At 67.7% G+C, this 19664-nt stretch carries 14 protein-coding genes and 1 pseudogene; 13 read left to right on the forward strand and 2 right to left on the reverse strand.

What is annotated here, in order from left to right; all coding sequences use genetic code 11:
• Nucleotides 1–38: 38 nt before the first annotated feature.
• Nucleotides 39–1160 (reverse strand): choline metabolism transcriptional regulator GbdR, encoded by a 1122-nt coding sequence (gbdR, locus tag I0D00_RS20660; protein ID WP_213641646.1) that lies wholly within the window; start codon nt 1158–1160, stop codon nt 39–41.
• A 463-nt stretch (nt 1161–1623) separates the two neighbouring features.
• Nucleotides 1624–3003 carry an L-serine ammonia-lyase gene (locus I0D00_RS20665; RefSeq protein ID WP_213641647.1) on the reverse strand — a complete coding sequence of 460 codons (1380 nt, stop codon included), beginning with the start codon at nt 3001–3003 and terminating at the stop codon, nt 1624–1626.
• Between the two features lie 337 nt (nt 3004–3340).
• On the opposite strand from I0D00_RS20665, the gene choX reads away from it, so the two are divergent.
• The 13 genes and pseudogenes from choX to I0D00_RS20730 all read left to right on the forward strand — a co-directional run bounded on the left by choX (nt 3341) and on the right by I0D00_RS20730 (nt 19586).
• Complete coding sequence (gene choX, locus I0D00_RS20670; RefSeq protein WP_213641648.1) at nt 3341–4267, forward strand: choline ABC transporter substrate-binding protein; 927 nt, start codon at nt 3341–3343, stop codon at nt 4265–4267.
• A 662-nt stretch (nt 4268–4929) separates the two neighbouring features.
• Nucleotides 4930–6126, forward strand: a complete 1197-nt coding sequence (locus I0D00_RS20675; RefSeq protein WP_213641649.1) for a quaternary amine ABC transporter ATP-binding protein — start codon at nt 4930–4932, stop codon at nt 6124–6126.
• A 1-nt stretch (nt 6127) separates the two neighbouring features.
• Entirely contained in the window at nt 6128–7009 is an 882-nt protein-coding gene (locus I0D00_RS20680) for an ABC transporter permease (RefSeq protein ID WP_213641650.1), read from the forward strand.
• Between the two features lie 38 nt (nt 7010–7047).
• Nucleotides 7048–7992, forward strand: a complete 945-nt coding sequence (locus I0D00_RS20685; RefSeq protein ID WP_213641651.1) for a choline ABC transporter substrate-binding protein — start codon at nt 7048–7050, stop codon at nt 7990–7992.
• A 225-nt stretch (nt 7993–8217) separates the two neighbouring features.
• Complete coding sequence (locus I0D00_RS20690) at nt 8218–9072, forward strand: glycine betaine ABC transporter substrate-binding protein (RefSeq protein WP_213641652.1); 855 nt, start codon at nt 8218–8220, stop codon at nt 9070–9072.
• Between the two features lie 183 nt (nt 9073–9255).
• Complete coding sequence (betI, locus tag I0D00_RS20695; protein ID WP_213641653.1) at nt 9256–9894, forward strand: transcriptional regulator BetI; 639 nt, start codon at nt 9256–9258, stop codon at nt 9892–9894.
• Nucleotides 9895–10125: 231 nt separating this feature from the next.
• Nucleotides 10126–11598 carry a betaine-aldehyde dehydrogenase gene (gene betB / locus I0D00_RS20700; protein ID WP_213641654.1) on the forward strand — a complete coding sequence of 491 codons (1473 nt, stop codon included), beginning with the start codon at nt 10126–10128 and terminating at the stop codon, nt 11596–11598.
• A gap of 116 nt (nt 11599–11714) precedes the next feature.
• Nucleotides 11715–13397 carry a choline dehydrogenase gene (gene betA / locus I0D00_RS20705; protein ID WP_213641655.1) on the forward strand — a complete coding sequence of 561 codons (1683 nt, stop codon included), beginning with the start codon at nt 11715–11717 and terminating at the stop codon, nt 13395–13397.
• 179 nt (nt 13398–13576) lie between these two features.
• Complete coding sequence (locus I0D00_RS20710) at nt 13577–14773, forward strand: quaternary amine ABC transporter ATP-binding protein (protein ID WP_213641656.1); 1197 nt, start codon at nt 13577–13579, stop codon at nt 14771–14773.
• Nucleotide 14774: 1 nt separating this feature from the next.
• Nucleotides 14775–15655: pseudogene (locus I0D00_RS20715) on the forward strand (ABC transporter permease).
• Nucleotides 15656–15693: 38 nt separating this feature from the next.
• Nucleotides 15694–16638: a choline ABC transporter substrate-binding protein gene (locus I0D00_RS20720; RefSeq protein WP_213641651.1), complete on the forward strand. Its 945-nt coding sequence runs from the start codon at nt 15694–15696 to the stop codon at nt 16636–16638.
• A gap of 177 nt (nt 16639–16815) precedes the next feature.
• Nucleotides 16816–18258, forward strand: coding sequence for a TldD/PmbA family protein (locus I0D00_RS20725; protein WP_213641658.1), 1443 nt, complete (start codon nt 16816–16818; stop codon nt 18256–18258).
• On the forward strand, nt 18258–19586 hold the full coding sequence (locus tag I0D00_RS20730; RefSeq protein ID WP_213641659.1) for a TldD/PmbA family protein: 1329 nt from the start codon (nt 18258–18260) through the stop codon (nt 19584–19586). Before I0D00_RS20725 ends, I0D00_RS20730 begins: the two co-directional genes overlap by 1 nt.
• The last annotated feature ends 78 nt before the right edge of the window (nt 19587–19664 follow it).

Below are 19664 nucleotides of genomic sequence, written 5' to 3' on the forward strand. Positions count from 1 at the left end.
AAAAGGGGCGCCATAAGCGCCCCTTTTTCATTGCCCGGTCATTGCTGGCGATGCGGATAGAGCTTGACGCTGGCGAAGGTCGACTCGCCCTGGGCGCGGCTCAGGGCGGTCATCGCCGTGGAGGTTGACGGCCGCAGCAGGTCCTCCGGCATCGGTACCAGGCCCACCACGCTGGTGGAGGTCTGTCCCGCGCGTTCGTCGCGCGGCGGGATGCCGAAATATTCGCGGTAGCACTTGGAGAAGTGCGGCGTGGAGACGAAGCCGCACACCGAGGCCACCTCGATGATCGACATGGAGGTCTGCTTGAGCAGCTGCCGCGCGCGGATCAGGCGCAATTTGAGGTAGTAGCGCGACGGCGAGCAGTGCAGGTACTTCTGGAACAGGCGCTCGAGCTGGCGGCGCGACACGTCGACGTAGCAGGCCAGCTCGTCGAGGTCGATCGGCTCCTCCAGATTGGCCTCCATCAGCGCGACGATTTCCTGCAGTTTCGGCTGGTTGGTGCCGAGCATGTGCTTGAGCGGCACGCGCTGGTGATCCTGCTCGTTGCGGATGCGCTCGTAGATGAACATCTCGGAGATCGCCGCCGCCAGTTCGCGGCCGTGTTCGCGGCCGATCAGGTGCAGCATCATGTCCATCGGCGCGGTGCCGCCGGACGAGGTGTAGCGGCTGCGGTCGATGGAGAACAGGCGGGTGGTGATGGCCGCCCGGGGGAAGGCCTCCTGCATCGCCGCGAGGAATTCCCAGTGCACGCTGCAATCGAAGCCGTCGAGCAGGCCGGCCTTGGCCAGCGCCCAGCTGCCGGTGCACACGCCGCCCAGCTGGCGGCCGTGGCGGGCCTGGACCTGCAGCCAGTGCAGGTGCTCGCGGGTGACGCTGTGCTGGATGTCGACGCCGCCGCAGACGATCACCGTGTCCAGGGCCGGTGCATTGTCCAGGCCGGCGTCCGGCGTGATCTGCAGGCCGTCGCTGGCGCTCACCGGCAGGCCGCTCTGGGTCAGGGTGTACCAGCGGTACAGCTCCTTGCCGGAGAGCTGGTTGGCCATGCGCAGGGGTTCCACCGCCGAAGCCAGGGAAATCAGGGTGAAGTTGTCCAGCAACAGGAAGCCAATGGACTGCGGAACACGGTTCTGGGGCTGGACCCCTTGAGCGGACTGCGACATCAGAGAAACCCTCACGCTAAGCACGTAGTGGAGCCTTCGTGGCGAGGCTCTTCATCTTGTTTTGTTCCGGGATAGGACGCTTCCCGAATCGGTCTGCATCACAAAGCAAACGCCGTGCCTATTTTTAATTATCCGTTCGATAAAAAATCAAACATCCAATCTACGTGCCATGCGGCCTTGCCATGAGCGACAGAAGTATTCCATTTGCGACGAGGAACGCCCCATTTTCGGGCGCTTGAGCATTTCGGTAGCACCGAAGCTCCGTTAAATTGTCACCCTCGATTTCCTGTGGGTAACACCGCTTACCGACCAACGGCAGGCCATCTGACCGATGGGTCATGCCCGCCGCACGCCTCGCGCCAGCAGAGACGCTCAGCGCCGGCGCCCGAATGGCAAAAAGGGCGCGAGCGCCTTCGCGCCACGCCCCCAAGTAAAGCTCAAATCGAGGTCGCCGGCTGGCGCCTCAGCACTCGACCGCGCTGACCGCCAGGCCACCGCGCGAAGTTTCCTTGTACTTGTCGTGCATGTCGGCGCCGGTATCGCGCATGGTGCGGATCACCCGGTCGAGGGAGATGAAGTGCTCGCCGTCGCCGCGCAGGGCCATCTGCGCGGCGTTGATCGCCTTCACCGCGGCGATCGCGTTGCGCTCGATGCACGGCACCTGGACCAGGCCGCCGACCGGGTCGCAGGTCAGCCCGAGGTTGTGCTCCAGGCCGATCTCGGCGGCGTTCTCCAGCTGCTCCGGGGTGGCGCCGAGAATCTCCGCCAGGCCCGCGGCGGCCATGGCACAGGCCGAACCGACCTCGCCCTGGCAACCCACTTCGGCACCGGAGATCGAGGCGTTCTTCTTGCACAGGATGCCCACGGCGGCGGCCGCCAGCAGGTAGTCGACCACGTCGGCCTCGCTCACCGCCGGGCTGAAGCGCACGTAGTAGTGCAGCACCGCCGGGATGATGCCGGCCGCGCCGTTGGTCGGCGCCGTCACCATGCGCCCGCCGGCGGCGTTCTCCTCGTTCACCGCCAGGGCGAACAGGTTGACCCACTCCATGCCGCTCAGGGTCGAGCCGATCACGTTGGGCTTGCTCATCTCCTGCAGGCTGCGGTGCAGCTTGGCCGCGCGGCGCTTGACGTTGAGGCCGCCGGGCAGGATGCCTTCGTGCTTGAGGCCGTTGTCCACGCAGTCGCGCATGGCCTGCCACAGGCGCATCAGGCCGGCACGGATCTCCGCCTCGCTGCGCCAGGCCTTCTCGTTCTCCATCATCAGCTGGGAGACCCGCAGGCCGTGCTGCTTGCACAGGCTCAGCAGCTCGGCGGCGCTGGAGAAGTCATAGGGCAGGCGCGTGCCGTCCTGGTCCAGCTGGCCGGCGGCGGCCTGCTCGGCGTCGACCACGAAGCCGCCACCGATCGAGTAGTAGGTGTCGCCGTGCAGTTCGCGGCCTTCGCCGCAGAACGCGGTCAGGGTCATGGCATTGGGGTGATAGGGCAGGTTCTCCTCCAGCAGCAGCATGTCGCGCTGCCAGTCGAAGGCCACGGCCAGGCGGCCGTCCAGCTGCAGCTGGCCGCTGGCGCGCAGCGCCTCGATGCGCGGGGCGATCTGGCTCGGGTCGATGCTGTCCGGCCATTCGCCCATCAGCCCCATGATCACCGCGGTGTCGCTGCCATGGCCGACGCCGGTGGCCGACAGCGAGCCGTACAGCCGTACCTCGACACGCGCGACCCGCTCGAGCAGGCGGCGCTCGCGCAGGGCACCGACGAACAGGGCGGCGGCGCGCATGGGGCCAACGGTATGGGAGCTGGACGGCCCGATACCGATCTTGAACAGGTCGAACACACTAATAGCCACGACAATCTCCTGAACTGGGTCCTGCGATGGCGCCATCATCGGGATTTCCCCGGCACGCCGGAGTCCCACACCGACCCGTCCGTATCCAAATCCGTCAGGACGCTGCGCGCCCGTCGCCGGCTCCCCGCGGCCTTGCGTGACCCAGGCGACAGTTTTTGGCGCAGACGACACGAAATGCGACAACAACGTTCCGTACGCGACCCTGCGCGTAGGCAACACTCGAGCTCTGGCGCCATGATCCAGGCGCCCATGCGCGGCCAGCCCCTCGCCTCGCCCAGGGCCACACGCCCTGTGCCGGAGCGGCAGGGAGCCCGTAAACGGTTACTTGGAAGCGACCATGAAACGCTACAAAAGCTATCTTCTGGCAGCATTGCTGAGCACCCCATTGCTGGCCCAGGCGGCGGACCCCGCCGCCTGCGACCGGGTCCGCCTGGCCGACGTCGGCTGGACCGACCTGATCGTCACCAACGCCGTCACCCGCCTGCTGCTCAGCGAGCTGGGCTACCGCACCCAGCTCAAGCGCCTGTCGGTGCCCGAGACCTACGAGGCCCTGCGCAACAACGACCTCGATGTATTCCTCGACCTGTGGCTGCCCAGCTCGGAGAAGGGGGTGCGCCCCTACTTGGACGACGGCTCGGTCGAGTTGCTGGCGATCAATCTGGAGGGGGCCAAGTACACCCTGGCGGTCAACCAGGCCGGCCACGACGCCGGCATCCGCACCTTCGCCGACATCGCCAAGCACAAGAAGGCCCTGGGCGGCAAAATCTACGGCATCGAGCCCGGCAACAGCGCCAACAAGACCATCGCGCAGATGGTCGAGAAGAACGCCTTCGACCTCGCCGGCTTCCGCCTGGCGGAATCCAGCGAGTCGGAGATGATCCTGCACGTCAAGCGCGCCGACCATCTGAAGAAGGCGGCGGTGTTCCTCGCCTGGGAGCCCCATCCGATGAACAACCAGCTGAAGGTCAACTACCTGCCCGGCGGCGACGACTACTTCGGCCCCAACCTGGGCGGCGCCACCGTCTATACCGCCACTCGCAGGGACTATGCGAGCCAGTGCCCGAACCTCGGCCGGCTGCTGAAGAACCTGCGTTTCAGCCTGCAGATGGAAAACGACCTGATGGAGGCCATCCTCAACCAGAACACCACCCCCAGGCGCGAGGCCAAGGCCTGGCTGAAAGCCAACCCGCAGACCCGCGCACAATGGCTGCAAGGCGTCACCAGGCGCGACGGCAGCCCGCTGAATAGCGGCCAAACGCCATAATTTTCCCCCGCAGCGGATCCGCCACACCCCCCGGCAGGCCCCGCCTGAAGGCCGGTGCGAGGCTTTAGGGCGCGCCTTGCACGGCCGCCCGCCTTGGCCAAGGCGGGCCATAATCTGGTATGGTTTTTTTAGGTAGTCGTCATGTCGTCGCCCAACACGTCAACGTCGTAAACCGACAATTGCGACCTTTCGAAGGCTATATCGTTGAGTCAGCCGATCTCGTCGCTGCCGCCTCCCCAGGGAGCCGGCAGACCGGAGTCCCACAGCTCCGGACCGAAAACAGATAAGCGCTGGCCCCCCACTTGGGCGCCGGCCCAACAAGAAAATTCGGACGCACGTACATCCCGGTTTCGGGATGTGATCTCCCAAAGGATTGGGCTTCGTAACACTGCCAGAGGGTTTGGAAAGCAGTTTGCAGCACGGCACAGCAAGGTTCGCTCAACCACGCACTCGAGTAGCGCCCAGCGCCGACACGGCAGATGGCGCAGCGCCCCGATTGCGCCCGAGCACCGCGCACACCGTCCTGCAGAATGTTGCCCAAACCCGGAAATCATGACCACCCACACAGGCAAGAACAGTCGGCATCACCTGACGAGTCGCCCGAGGGCGCTCATCGGGTTCCATGTAGCTGGTCTGGATGTCTACTGAAGGGGAAACCTCCCATGAAGTCTGGAAAGATCGTCGTCGAGAACCTGTACAAGGTCTTCGGCCAAAACCCGCAAGAAGCCATCGACCTGCTCAAGCAGGGCTGGAGCAAGGACAAGATCCTTGCCGAGAAGGGCGCCGTGATCGGCGTCAGCGACGTGTCCTTCAGCGTCGAGGAGGGCGAGATCTTCGTCCTCATGGGCCTCTCCGGCTCCGGCAAGTCCACCCTGATCCGCCTGATCAACCGCCTCATCGAACCCAGCGCCGGTGACGTCTACATCGACGGCCAGAACGTCGCCAAGATGGCCAACGCCGAACTGGTCGACCTGCGCCGCCGCGACATGAGCATGGTCTTCCAGTCCTTCGCCCTGATGCCCTCGCGCAGCGTGCTGGACAACGCCGCCTTCGGCCTGGAAGTGGCAGGCGTCGGCCGCAAGGAGCGCGAGAAGCGCGCCATGGACGTGCTCGCCCAGGTCGGCCTGGACACCTTCGCCCACAAGCACCCCCACGAGCTGTCCGGCGGCATGCAGCAGCGCGTCGGCCTGGCCCGCGCCCTGGCCGTGGACCCCTCGATGATGATCATGGACGAGGCCTTCTCCGCCCTCGACCCGCTCAAGCGCCGCGAGATGCAGGACCTGCTGCTGGAGCTGCAGAAGACCCACCGCCGCACCATCATCTTCGTCTCCCACGACATCGAGGAGGCCATGCGCATCGGCAGCCGCATCGGCATCATGGAGGGCGGCAAGCTGATCCAGGTCGGCACCCCCCAGGAGCTGGTCGACAAGCCGGCCAACGACTACGTGCGCAACTTCTTCGACACCGTCGACACCAACCGCTACCTCACCGCCGGCCAGCTCAAGGCCGACAGCGTGCCCCTCTACGTGCACAACGGCGTGGCGCCGGACGCCAACAAGGTGTGCCAGGAACTGCAGGCGCTGGACAAGCACTACGCCTTCATCGTCGACGGCGAGAAGCGTTTCTGCGGCTCCATCAGCCTGGAGAAGATCGCCCTGATGGTCGACGGCAACAGCCAGTGCGGCCTGGACCTGGACGTGCTCAAGCGCATCGACCCGGTGCCGGAGGACATGCCGCTGGACCAGGTGATCGAGCGCCTGGTGGACAACGAGGGCCCCATCCCGGTGGTCGACGCCAACGGCCTCTACAGCGGCGCCATCAGCAAGGGCCGCCTGCTCAACCGTATGCAGGGAGAATGACATGAGCGACAAGAAACTCGACCTGGGCAGCTGGGTCAACGACGTGGTCCAGCACCTGCTGGACAACTACAGCGGCGCCTTCGACAGCATCGGCAGCGTGGTCGCCGGCTTCTCCGAGGGCATCGAGGCCCTGCTGATGCTGCCGCCGGCCTGGCTGCTGATCGCCATCTTCGTCGGCCTCGGCCTGTGGCGCATCGGCTCGCGCTTCGCCGTCTTCACCGCCGTGTCCTTCGTCCTCATCGTCATGACCGGCTTCTGGGAGCAGACCGTGGTCACCCTCGGCCTGACCTTCTCCTCGACCCTGATCAGCCTGTTGCTGGGCATCCCCCTGGGCATCTGGGCCGCCCGCAGCGAGCGGGTGGCCACCACCATCCGCCCGGTGCTGGACTTCATGCAGACCATGCCGGCCTTCGTCTACCTGATCCCGGCGGCCATGCTCTTCGGCCTCGGCCGCGTGCCCGGCATCATCGCCACGGTGATCTTCGCCATGCCCCCGGCCGTGCGCCTGACCAACCTGGGCATCCGCCAGGTCAACAAGGAGATCGTCGAGGCCGGCCAGTCCTTCGGCTGCACCGGCCGCCAGCTGCTGTTCAAGGTGCAGCTGCCCAACGCCATGCCGTCGATCATGGCCGGGGTCAACCAGACCATCATGATGGCCCTGTCCATGGTCATCATCGCCTCCATGGTCGGCGCCGGCGGCCTGGGCAACGACGTGCTGGCGAGCATCCAGCGCCTGGATATCGGGCTAGGCTTCGAGAGCGGCATGGCCGTGGTCCTGCTGGCCATCATCCTCGACCGCATCACCGAGAGTTTCGGCACCAAGCAGACCGCCCCCCGCAGCGGCCTGATCAGCTGGGTGAACGCGCGCTTTCAACGTCAGTGAACGCGGTTCACTCTATCCAACCACCTAGGGAGTCACTCATGAAGAAGTTGAAGACCATCGCCGGCCTCGGCCTGCTGTCCTGCACCCTGGCCCAGGCGGCCTGGGCCCAGGAGCCGGAGAGCTGCAAGCAGGTGCGCTTCGCCGAGATCGGCTGGGCCGACATCGCCGCCACCACCGGCGTCGCCATGACCCTCACCGAGGGCCTGGGCTACCAGCCGCGCAAGATCATGGCCTCGGTACCCATCGCCTTCACCGGCGTGAAGAACAGCCAGATCGACGTGTTCCTCGGCTACTGGGCACCCTCCATGGACGCGGTGATCGAGCCCTTCACCAAGGACGGCGGCGTCAAGGTGCTGCCCACCCCGAACCTGGAAGGCGCCAAGTACACCCTGGCGGTGCCCACCTACGCCGCCGACGCCGGCCTCAAGAGCTTCCAGGACATCGCCAAGTTCAAGGACCAGCTGGGCGGCAAGATCTACGGCATCGAGCCGGGCAACGACGGCAACCTGCTGATCGAGCAGATGATCAAGGGCGACCAGTACGGCCTCGGCGGCTTCCGCATGGTCGAGTCCAGCGAGGCCGGCATGCTGGTCCAGGTCCAGCGCGCCGTGCGCAAGAAGGAGCCGGTGGTGTTCCTCGGCTGGGCCCCGCACCCGATGAACACCCAGTACGACATCACCTACCTGGCCGGTGGCGATGAGGTGTTCGGTCCCGACTTCGGCGCCGCCAAGGTCTACACCGTGGTACCGCCGGACTACGAGGCACGCTGCGCCAACGTCGGCAAGCTGCTGAACAACCTGCAGTTCAGCGTCGAGATCGAAAGCCAGCTGATGGAGAAGGTGCTGGAGAAGGAAGATCCCGCCGAGGTCGCCAAGAACTGGATCAAGGCCAACCCGGCCATGCTCGACAAGTGGCTCGCCGGCGTCACCACCTACGACGGCCAGGACGCCGTCGCCGCCGTGAAGAAACACGTCGGCCTCTAAGGGGCCGAAGGAACCTGTCCCGCCCGCCCCCGGCGCCGGGCGGGACAGGGCAAACCGCGGCCCAACCCGCCGCTTGCCTGCAACCCTCGAGAGCCAGCGACCCGCTCGCGGCTCGACAACCCACCGGCCTGCCCCACCCGGCAGACCGGCCGACGCAGTACCCGCAATCAGAACGAGCCAGTAACACCAACAAGAACTGCAACTCACCCTGACGGAGTTACACCTATGCGCAAACTCAAGACCCTCCTCCAAGGCCTCGGCGCCGCCACTCTGGCGCTGGGCATGTCCAGCGCCATGGCCGCTGAGAAGCCGACCCTGACCTTCGGCTTCGTCAACGGCTGGGACGACAGCGTCGCCACCAGCTACCTCGCCGCCGAAATCCTGGAAAGCAAGCTCGGCTACGACGTCGAGCTCAAGCCCCTCGAGCCGGCCATCATGTGGCAGGGCGTGGCCCGTGGCGACATCGACGGCCTGCTCTCCGCCTGGCTGCCGGTGACCCACGGCGAGTACTACGCCAAGTTCAAGGACCAGCTGGAAGTGCTCGGCACCAACTACAACGACGCCAAGATCGGCCTGGTCGTGCCGGACTACGTCGAAGCCAAGAGCATCGCCGACCTGAACGCCACCAAGGACGCCTACGACGGCAAGATCACCGGCATCGACGCCGGCGCCGGCATCATGCGCCGCAGCGAAGAGGCCATCGAGAAGTACCAGCTCGACTACAAGCTGATGCCGAGCTCCGGCCCGGCCATGGCCACCGCCCTGGCACGCGCCATCAAGAAGAACGAGGCCATCGTGGTGCCGGGCTGGGTACCGCACTGGATGTTCGCCAAGTGGAAGTTGCGCTTCCTCGAAGACCCGATGGGCGTCTACGGCGAAGCCGAGCACGTCGATTCCGTGGTCAACCCGAGCTTCAAGGACAAGGCGCCGGAGGCCGTGGCCTTCCTCAAGAAGTTCAACTGGACCAGCGAGGAGATCGGTGCGGTGATGCTGGCCATCCGCGACGGCGCCAAGCCGGAGCAGGCCGCCAAGGACTGGGTCGCCCAGAACCCCGAGCGGGTCGACAGCTGGCTGAAATAAGCCCTGACTGGCAACAACGAAAAAGCGGGCCTCGGCCCGCTTTTTCGTTCCTCCTTCCGGCGCGCCCGCGCCTGCCGCCGCCCGGCCACCGGCCCCGCGATCGGCATATTTGATTGATCGACCAACAAAAACCGCCCTAGACTGCGCCCAATCCCCCGGGACCCTCAATCGCTGGAGACACCGATGCCCAAGGTTGGAATGCAGCCCATCCGCCGCTCGCAGTTGATCGCCGCCACGCTCCAAGCCATCGACCAGGTCGGCATGGGCGAGGCCAGCATCGCCTATATCGCCCGCCTGGCGGGGGTCTCCAACGGCATCATCAGCCACTATTTCCAGGACAAGAACGGCCTGCTGGCCGCCACCATGCGCCACCTGATGCAGGCCCTGAGCCAGGCCTCGCGGGCGCGTCGCGCCGCGCTCGGCGAGGACAGCCCGCGCACCCAGCTGCGCGCGATCATCGACAGCAACTTCGACGACAGCCAGGTCAACGGCCCCGCCATGAAGACCTGGCTGGCCTTCTGGGCCGCCAGCATGCACCACCCGTCCCTGCGCCGCCTGCAGCGGATCAACGACCACCGCCTGTACTCCAACCTCTGCGGCCAGTTCCTGCGCGCCCTGCCGCAGCAGCAGGCCCGCTCCGCCGCCCGCGGCCTGGCCGCGCTGATCGACGGCCTGTGGCTGCGCGGCGCCCTGTCCGGCGAGGCCTTCGACATCCAGCAGGCCGTGCAGATCGCCTACGACTACCTCGACCTGCAGCTGGCCAAGGCCGAAGGCCCCGCGCGCGCCGAGCGCCCGCGCCGCCTCAGCGGCAGCCCGCTCTGAATCGCTCCCGGCCCGCCTGACACGGGCCTTGCAGCGCGCCCAACGCACCTTTTTCGCCCCTCCAGAGACCGCCCGCCCCGTCGCAATCGGAGCCGGCCTTGTCGTTCCCGACTATTTTTATTGATTGATCATTCAATAAAAATAACCTAGGCTGGTTTCCACTTTCACCGGCCAGGGCGCCCAGACGCCGCCCGCCAGCCCTGCGTAGATGATCATCAAGAGGATTGCGCCATGCCCCGATTCGACGAACAGAAGCTCTACATCGGCGGTCGCTACGTCGACTCGAGCAGCGGCGCCAGCTTCGAAACCGTCAACCCGGCCAACGGCGAAGTCCTGGCCCGGGTGCAGCGCGCCGGCAAGGACGACGTCGAGCGCGCCGTCGCCAGCGCCGCCGAAGGGCAGAAGGTGTGGGCGGCGATGACCGCCATGCAGCGCTCGCGCATCCTGCGCAAGGCGGTGGACATCCTCCGCGCGCGCAACGACGAGCTGGCCGCCCTCGAGACCCTCGACACCGGCAAGCCGCTGTCCGAGACCCAGGCGGTGGACATCGTCACCGGCGCCGACGTGCTGGAGTACTACGCCGGCCTGATCCCCGCCCTCGAGGGCCAGCAGATCCCGCTGCGCGAATCCTCCTTCGTCTACACCCGCCGCGAGCCCCTAGGCGTGGTGGCCGGCATCGGCGCCTGGAACTACCCGATCCAGATCGCCCTGTGGAAATCCGCCCCGGCCCTGGCCGCCGGCAACGCGATGATCTTCAAGCCCAGCGAAGTGACCCCGCTGTCGGTGCTCAAGCTGGCCGAGATCTACACCGAGGCCGGCCTGCCGGACGGCGTGTTCAACGTGCTCACCGGCAGCGGCCGCGAAGTCGGCCAGTGGCTCACCGAGCACCCGGGCATCGCCAAGATCTCCTTCACCGGCGGCACCAGCACCGGCAAGAAGGTCATGGCCAGCGCCTCCGGCTCGACCCTCAAGGACGTGACCATGGAGCTGGGCGGCAAGTCGCCGCTGATCATCTTCGACGACGCCGACCTCGACCGCGCCGCCGACATCGCCATGATGGCCAACTTCTACAGCTCCGGTCAGGTCTGCACCAACGGCACCCGGGTGTTCATCCCGCGCCAGCTGCAGGCGCGCTTCGAGGCCAAGATCCTGGAGCGGGTGCAGCGCATTCGCCTGGGCAACCCGGAGGATGCCGACACCAACTTCGGCCCGCTGGTCAGCTTCGCCCACATGGAGAGCGTGCTCGAGTACATCGAGAGCGGCCGCAAGGAAGGCGCGCGCCTGCTCTGCGGCGGCCAGCGGGTGACCGAGGGTGCCTACGCCAATGGCGCCTATGTCGCCCCGACCGTGTTCAGCGACTGCAGCGACGAGATGACCATAGTGCGCGAGGAAATCTTCGGCCCGGTGATGAGCATCCTCGCCTACGACGGCGAGGAAGAAGTGATCCGCCGCGCCAACGACACCGAGTACGGCCTGGCCGCCGGCCTGGTGACCCGCGACCTGGCCCGGGCGCACCGAGTCATCCACCGCCTGGAAGCCGGCATCTGCTGGATCAACGCCTGGGGCGAGTCGCCGGCGGAGATGCCGGTGGGCGGCTACAAGCAGTCGGGCGTCGGCCGCGAGAACGGCGTGGCGACCCTCGAGCACTACACCCAGGTCAAGTCGGTGCAGGTGGAGCTGGGCGACTACGCCTCGGTGTTCTGAACCCCTGATTGAGAGGGGCCCGCGACCGGCGGGCCCGGCGAGGCCCGGAGGCATTCCGGGACAGGTCTGGCGGCAACCCCCGGAATTCGCTCCGGGCGCAACAGCAGGAAGGTCCTATGCGTGAAGAATTCGACTACATCATCATCGGCGCCGGCTCGGCCGGTAACGTGCTGGCCACCCGCCTGACCGAGGATGCCGACGTCAGCGTGCTGCTGCTGGAGGCCGGCGGCCCCGACTACCGCCTCGACTTCCGCACCCAGATGCCCGCCGCCCTGGCCTTCCCCCTGCAGGGCCGACGCTACAACTGGGCCTACGAGACCGACCCCGAGCCGCACATGGACAACCGCCGCATGGAATGTGGCCGCGGCAAGGGCCTGGGCGGCTCGTCCCTGATCAACGGCATGTGCTACATCCGCGGCAACGCCATGGACTACGACGGCTGGGCCAAGCTCGAGGGCCTGGAGGACTGGAGCTACCTGGACTGCCTGCCCTATTTCCGCAAGGCCGAGACCCGCGACATCGGCCCCAACGCCTACCACGGCGGCGACGGTCCGGTCAGCGTGACCACGCCGAAGAACGGCAACAACCCGCTGTTCCAGGCCATGATCGAGGCCGGCGTACAGGCCGGCTACCCGCGCACCGACGACCTCAACGGCTACCAGCAGGAAGGCTTCGGGCCGATGGACCGCACCGTGACCCCCAAGGGCCGGCGCGCCAGCACCGCCCGCGGCTACCTGGACCAGGCCCGCGGTCGGCCCAACCTGAGCATCGTCACCCACGCTCTCACCGACCGCATCCTGTTCGATGGCAAGCGCGCCATCGGCGTCGCCTACCTGCGCGGCGAGAGCAACGCCGCGACCACCGTGCACGCCCGCCGCGAGGTGCTGCTGTGCAGCGGCGCCATCGCCTCGCCGCAGATCCTGCAGCGCTCCGGGGTCGGCCCCGGCGCGCTGTTGCGCGACCTGGACATCCCCCTGGTGCACGAGCTGCCCGGCGTCGGCCAGAATCTCCAGGACCACCTGGAGATGTACCTGCAGTACGCCTGCAAGCAGCCGGTCTCCCTGTACCCGGCGCTGCAATGGTGGAACCAGCCGAAGATCGGCGCCGAGTGGATGTTCCTCGGCAAGGGCACCGGCGCCAGCAACCAGTTCGAGGCCGGCGGCTTCATCCGCAGCCGCGAAGAGTTCGAGTGGCCGAACCTCCAGTACCACTTCCTGCCGGTGGCGATCAATTACAACGGCAGCAACGCGGTCAGGGAGCACGGCTTCCAGGCCCACGTCGGCTCCATGCGCTCGCCCAGCCGCGGCCGCGTCCACCTCAAGTCCAAGGACCCGCGCCAGCACCCGAGCATCCTGTTCAACTACATGTCCCACGAGCAGGACTGGCAGGAGTTCCGCGACGGCATCCGCATCACCCGCGAGATCATGGCGCAGTCCGCCCTCGACCCCTACCGCGGCCGCGAGCTGAGCCCAGGCGTCGAGGTGAACAGCGATGCCGAGCTGGACGCCTTCGTCCGCCGACACGCGGAAACCGCCTTCCACCCCTCCTGCTCCTGCAAGATGGGCGAGGACGACATGGCGGTGGTCGACGGCCAGGGCCGGGTGCACGGCCTGGAAGGCCTGCGGGTGGTCGACGCCTCGATCATGCCGATCATCACCACCGGCAACCTCAATGCGCCGACCATCATGATGGCCGAGAAGATCGCCGACCGGATCCGCGGCCGCACGCCGCTGCCGCGCAGCACCGCACCCTATTACGTGGCCGGCGGCGCCCCGGTGCGCCGGGCGGCGCAGCGCTAGCGCGGATCGCCGCGCCCTGATCGCGGCCACCGCCCCGGGCGGTGGCGCAACGGCGCGCCAACCCGCCCACCCACTCCGACACAGGTAAGCACTATCGAAAGCACCTCACGGCCGCCGTGCCTTGCGCGCCGGGTTCCCAGTAACTGAACTGAATTCTAATAAGAGAGGGTCCTACCCAAATGCAGTCAGGAAAGATCGTCGTCGAGAACCTGTACAAGGTCTTCGGCCAAAACCCGCAAGAAGCCATCGACCTGCTCAAGCAGGGCTGGAGCAAGGACAAGATCCTTGCCGAGAAGGGCGCCGTGATCGGCGTCAGCGACGTGTCCTTCAGCGTCGAGGAGGGCGAGATCTTCGTCCTCATGGGCCTCTCCGGCTCCGGCAAGTCCACCCTGATCCGCCTGATCAACCGCCTCATCGAACCCAGCGCCGGTGACGTCTACATCGACGGCCAGAACGTCGCCAAGATGGCCAACGCCGAACTGGTCGACCTGCGCCGCCGCGACATGAGCATGGTCTTCCAGTCCTTCGCCCTGATGCCCTCGCGCAGCGTGCTGGACAACGCCGCCTTCGGCCTGGAAGTGGCAGGCGTCGGCCGCAAGGAGCGCGAGAAGCGCGCCATGGACGTGCTCGCCCAGGTCGGCCTGGACACCTTCGCCCACAAGCACCCCCACGAGCTGTCCGGCGGCATGCAGCAGCGCGTCGGCCTGGCCCGCGCCCTGGCGGTGGACCCCTCGATGATGATCATGGACGAGGCCTTCTCCGCCCTCGACCCGCTCAAGCGCCGCGAGATGCAGGACCTGCTGCTGGAGCTGCAGAAGACCCACCGCCGCACCATCATCTTCGTCTCCCACGACATCGAGGAGGCCATGCGCATCGGCAACCGCATCGGCATCATGGAGGGCGGCAAGCTGATCCAGGTCGGCACCCCCCAGGAGCTGATCGACAAGCCGGCCAACGACTACGTGCGCAACTTCTTCGACACCGTCGACACCAACCGCTACCTCACCGCCGGCCAGCTCAAGGCCGACAGCGTGCCGACCTACGTGCACAACGGCGTGGCGCCCTGCGCCCTGACCGTGTGCCGGGAGCTGCAGGCGCAGGACAAGCACTACGCCTTCGTCCTCGACGAACACCGGCGCTTCTGCGGCTCCATCAGCCTGGAGAAGATCGCCCTGATGGTCGACGGCGTCAATCCGCGGGAACTCAGCCGGGATCTGCTCAAGCCGGTCGAGCCGGTCGCCGAGGACATGCCGCTGGACCAGGTGATCGAGCGCCTGGTGGACAACGAGGGCCCCATCCCGGTGGTCGACGCCAACGGCCTCTACAGCGGCGCCATCAGCAAGGGCCGCCTGCTCAACCGTATGCAGGGAGAATGACATGAGCGACAAGAAACTCGACCTGGGCAGCTGGGTCAACGACGTGGTCCAGCACCTGCTGGACAACTACAGCGGCGCCTTCGACAGCATCGGCAGCGTGGTCGCCGGCTTCTCCGAGGGCATCGAGGCCCTGCTGATGCTGCCGCCGGCCTGGCTGCTGATCGCCATCTTCGTCGGCCTCGGCCTGTGGCGCATCGGCTCGCGCTTCGCCGTCTTCACCGCCGTGTCCTTCGTCCTCATCGTCATGACCGGCTTCTGGGAGCAGACCGTGGTCACCCTCGGCCTGACCTTCTCCTCGACCCTGATCAGCCTGCTGCTGGGCATCCCCCTGGGCATCTGGGCCGCCCGCAGCGAGCGGGTGGCCACCACCATCCGCCCGGTGCTGGACTTCATGCAGACCATGCCGGCCTTCGTCTACCTGATCCCGGCGGCCATGCTCTTCGGCCTCGGCCGCGTGCCCGGCATCATCGCCACGGTGATCTTCGCCATGCCCCCGGCCGTGCGCCTGACCAACCTGGGCATCCGCCAGGTCAACAAGGAGATCGTCGAGGCCGGCCAGTCCTTCGGCTGCACCGGCCGCCAGCTGCTGTTCAAGGTGCAGCTGCCCAACGCCATGCCGTCGATCATGGCCGGGGTCAACCAGACCATCATGATGGCCCTGTCCATGGTCATCATCGCCTCCATGGTCGGCGCCGGCGGCCTGGGCAACGACGTGCTGGCGAGCATCCAGCGCCTGGATATCGGGCTAGGCTTCGAGAGCGGCATGGCCGTGGTCCTGCTGGCCATCATCCTCGACCGCATCACCGAGAGTTTCGGCACCAAGCAGACCGCCCCCGCAGCGGCCTGATCAGCTGGGTGAACGCGCGCTTTCAACGTCAGTGAACGCGGTTCACTCTATCCAACCACCTAGGGAGTCACTCATGAAGAAGTTGAAGACCATCGCCGGCCTCGGCCTGCTGTCCTGCACCCTGGCCCAGGCGGCCTGGGCCCAGGAGCCGGAGAGCTGCAAGCAGGTGCGCTTCGCCGAGATCGGCTGGGCCGACATCGCCGCCACCACCGGCGTCGCCATGACCCTCACCGAGGGCCTGGGCTACCAGCCGCGCAAGATCATGGCCTCGGTACCCATCGCCTTCACCGGCGTGAAGAACAGCCAGATCGACGTGTTCCTCGGCTACTGGGCGCCCTCCATGGACGCGGTGATCGAGCCCTTCACCAAGGACGGCGGCGTCAAGGTGCTGCCCACCCCGAACCTGGAAGGCGCCAAGTACACCCTGGCGGTGCCCACCTACGCCGCCGACGCCGGCCTCAAGAGCTTCCAGGACATCGCCAAGTTCAAGGACCAGCTGGGCGGCAAGATCTACGGCATCGAGCCGGGCAACGACGGCAACCTGCTGATCGAGCAGATGATCAAGGGCGACCAGTACGGCCTCGGCGGCTTCCGCATGGTCGAGTCCAGCGAGGCCGGCATGCTGGTCCAGGTCCAGCGCGCCGTGCGCAAGAAGGAGCCGGTGGTGTTCCTCGGCTGGGCCCCGCACCCGATGAACACCCAGTACGACATCACCTACCTGGCCGGTGGCGATGAGGTGTTCGGTCCCGACTTCGGCGCCGCCAAGGTCTACACCGTGGTACCGCCGGACTACGAGGCACGCTGCGCCAACGTCGGCAAGCTGCTGAACAACCTGCAGTTCAGCGTCGAGATCGAAAGCCAGCTGATGGAGAAGGTGCTGGAGAAGGAAGATCCCGCCGAGGTCGCCAAGAACTGGATCAAGGCCAACCCGGCCATGCTCGACAAGTGGCTCGCCGGCGTCACCACCTACGACGGCCAGGACGCCGTCGCCGCCGTGAAGAAACACGTCGGCCTCTAAGCGCTGCCCCCCGCAACGCCGCCCGAGCGGGCGGCGTTCGCCCTTCCACACAACAGCCCCGCCCGCACGCCGGACGGTCCTTGCCCGTCCCTCCGCCATCGGCAATGATGAATACCCTCCCGGGTTGTCTCTTCCCGTCACCGGCCCCCCGCCGGGCCACGTGAAAGGAACCGCCGCATGTTCGAGGCCTTCGCCGCCCTCAAGCGCCACTTCGCCGCCCTCCACTGCCGCGCCGAGCACTGGTCGCTGCGCTACGTGCGCCAGGACCATCAGCAGCTGTGGGTGCGCAAGCAGGTCGCCGAGCCGCCACGCTTCGGCCGCGACGAGGGGGCGATGCTCAGCGTACGCAGCGCCGGGGTCGAGGCCTATGCGGCGACCAGCGACCTGTCCCGCCAGGGCCTGCAGGCCGCCCTCGAACGGGCCGCCGAACTGGCGCGGCGCAGCGCCCCGCTGAGCCTGCTCGACCAGCGCGCCCTGGCGCCCTCCAGTGCCCGCGGCGAGTACCGTTCGCCCGGCTTCGAGCGGGCCTTTCCCACGCTCGCCGAGTGCTACCAGCTGCTGGCCGCCGAGTCGGCGGCGGTGCCCGCCGACCCGCGCCTGGTCAACTGGCGGGTCGGCCTCGAGTTGTGCGAGGTCGAGCAGCTCTACCTGAACAGCAGCGGCGCCGAGCTGAGCGCGCTGCAGCGCTTCGTCTACCCGCACCTCGGCGTCACCGCCCACGACGGCCACGACAGCCAGACCCGCCACCTCGGCGGCGCCCACCTCGGCCAGCAGGGCGGCGCCGAGGTGATCGAGCGCCTGGGCCTGGTCGGCGCCGCGCCGCGGGTCGCCGAGCAGGCCCTGCAGCTGCTGCTGGCGCCCAACACCCCGAGCGGCCCGCGCGACCTGCTGCTGATGCCCGACCAGATGATCCTGCAGCTGCACGAGTCCATCGGCCACCCCCTAGAGCTGGACCGCATCCTCGGCGACGAACGCAACTTCGCCGGCACCAGCTTCGTCAGGCCCGAGGACTTCGGCCGCCTGCAGTACGGCTCCCGGCTGCTCAACGTGACCTTCGACCCGACCCTGCCCGAGGAGCTGGCCAGCTATGCCTTCGACGACGACGGCCAGCCGGCGCGCAAGGAGTACCTGATCCGCGACGGCCTGCTGCTGCGCCCCCTGGGCGGTGCCCTGTCGCAGCTGCGCAGCGGCCTGCCGGGCGTCGCCGGCAGCCGCGCCAGCAGCTGGAACCGCCCGCCCATCGACCGCATGGCCAACCTCAATATCGAGCCGGGCAGCCACAGCCTGGCGCAGCTGATCGGCGGCATCGAGCACGGCATCCTGATGGCCAGCAACAGGTCCTGGTCCATCGACGACGCGCGCAACAAGTTCCAGTTCGGCTGCGAGTGGGCTCAGCTGATCGAACGGGGCGAGCTGCGCGGGGTGGTCAAGAACCCCAATTACCGCGGTGTCTCCAGCCGGTTCTGGCGCTCGCTCAGCGCCGTCGGCGACGCCAGCACCCGGGAGGTGCTCGGCACCCCGCACTGCGGCAAGGGCGAGCCGAACCAGGTGGTGCGGGTCGGCCATGCCACCCCCGCCTGCGTGTTCGCCGCGGTCGACGTCTTCGGCGGAGCCGCCTGATGCACGCCGCCCTCCCCCAGTTCCAGACCCTGGCCCAGTGGCTGGGCGACGCCCTGGCGCCTGGCGAGGACTTCAGCCTCGGCTATGCCGCCGAGCAGTCCGACTTCGTCCGTTTCAACCAGGCCCGGGTGCGCCAGGCCGGCCAGGTGCAGCAGACCAGCCTGGACCTGCGGCTGATCCGCGACGGCCGCCATGCCGAACAGCAGCTGAGCCTCAGCGGCGAGCCGCAGGTCGATCGCCAGCGCCTGGCCGAGGCCCTGCAGCGCCTGCGCGCGGTCCTGCCGCTGTTGCCGGCCGATCCCTACCTGCGCTTCAACCGCGAGCCCTGGCGCAGCCACAGCCTGCAGCTCACGGCGCTGCCGGACTGCGCCACGGTACTCGAGCAGGTCGTCCGCGAGGCCGCCGGCCTGGACCTGGTCGGCTTCTACGCCGCCGGCCCCGTCAGCCGCGGCTTCGCCAGCTCCAGCGGGGCCTTCGGCTGGCACCAGGCGAGCAGTTTCAACCTCGACTGGAGCCTGTTCCACGGCAACGGCCAGGCGGTCAAGGCGCAGTACGCCGGCCAGCACTGGCAACCCGACGCCTTCACCGCGCGGCTGCAGCAGGCCCGCGACCAGCTGGCCTACCTCGGCCGCCCCGCGCGCAGCCTGGCCCCCGGCGACTACCGCGCCTACCTGGCCCCCGCCGCCCTGCAGGAAGTGCTCGAGCTGCTCGGCTGGGGCGGCTTCTCCGCCAAGGCCCTGGCCGAGAAGGACAGCCCGCTGCAGCGCCTGCACGGCGGCGAGGCCCGCCTCAGCCCGCTGCTGCACCTGCACGAGCAGGTCAGCGGCTCGCTGCTGCCCGGTTTCTCCAGCGAGGGCTTCCCGCGCCGCGACCTGCAGCTGATCCGCGCCGGCCGCCCCGGGGAACCCCTGGTCAGCGCCCGCAGCGCCGCCGAATACGGCCTGCCGGGCAACGGCGCCAGTCCCTGGGAGGCGCCGAGCGCCCTGGTCATGGCCGGAGGCGAGCTGGCCCAGGCGCAGGTTCTCGAGCGTCTCGGCACCGGCCTGTATATCGGCAACCTGTGGTACCTCAACTACTCCGACCGGCCCGCCGCGCGCATCACCGGCATGACCCGCTTCGCCAGCTTCTGGGTCGAGGACGGGCGCATCCAGGCACCGCTGGCCAGCATGCGCTTCGACGACAGCCTGTACCGCCTGCTCGGCAGCCAGCTCGAGGCGCTGACCCGCGAGCGCGAGCTGAGCCTGGCCAGCAGCACCTACCGGCAGCGCCACAACGGCTCGAGCCTGTTGCCCGGCGCCCTGCTCGGCGGCCTGACCCTGACCCTGTAACGGCGGTACGCATTGTCGGCCGGGCGCGGCCGGCAACGCCGCGCCTGTTACACTGCGCGCCATTTCGTTTTTCGCAGG

Source organism: Pseudomonas lalucatii, from assembly GCF_018398425.1.
Taxonomy (GTDB): domain Bacteria; phylum Pseudomonadota; class Gammaproteobacteria; order Pseudomonadales; family Pseudomonadaceae; genus Aquipseudomonas; species Aquipseudomonas lalucatii.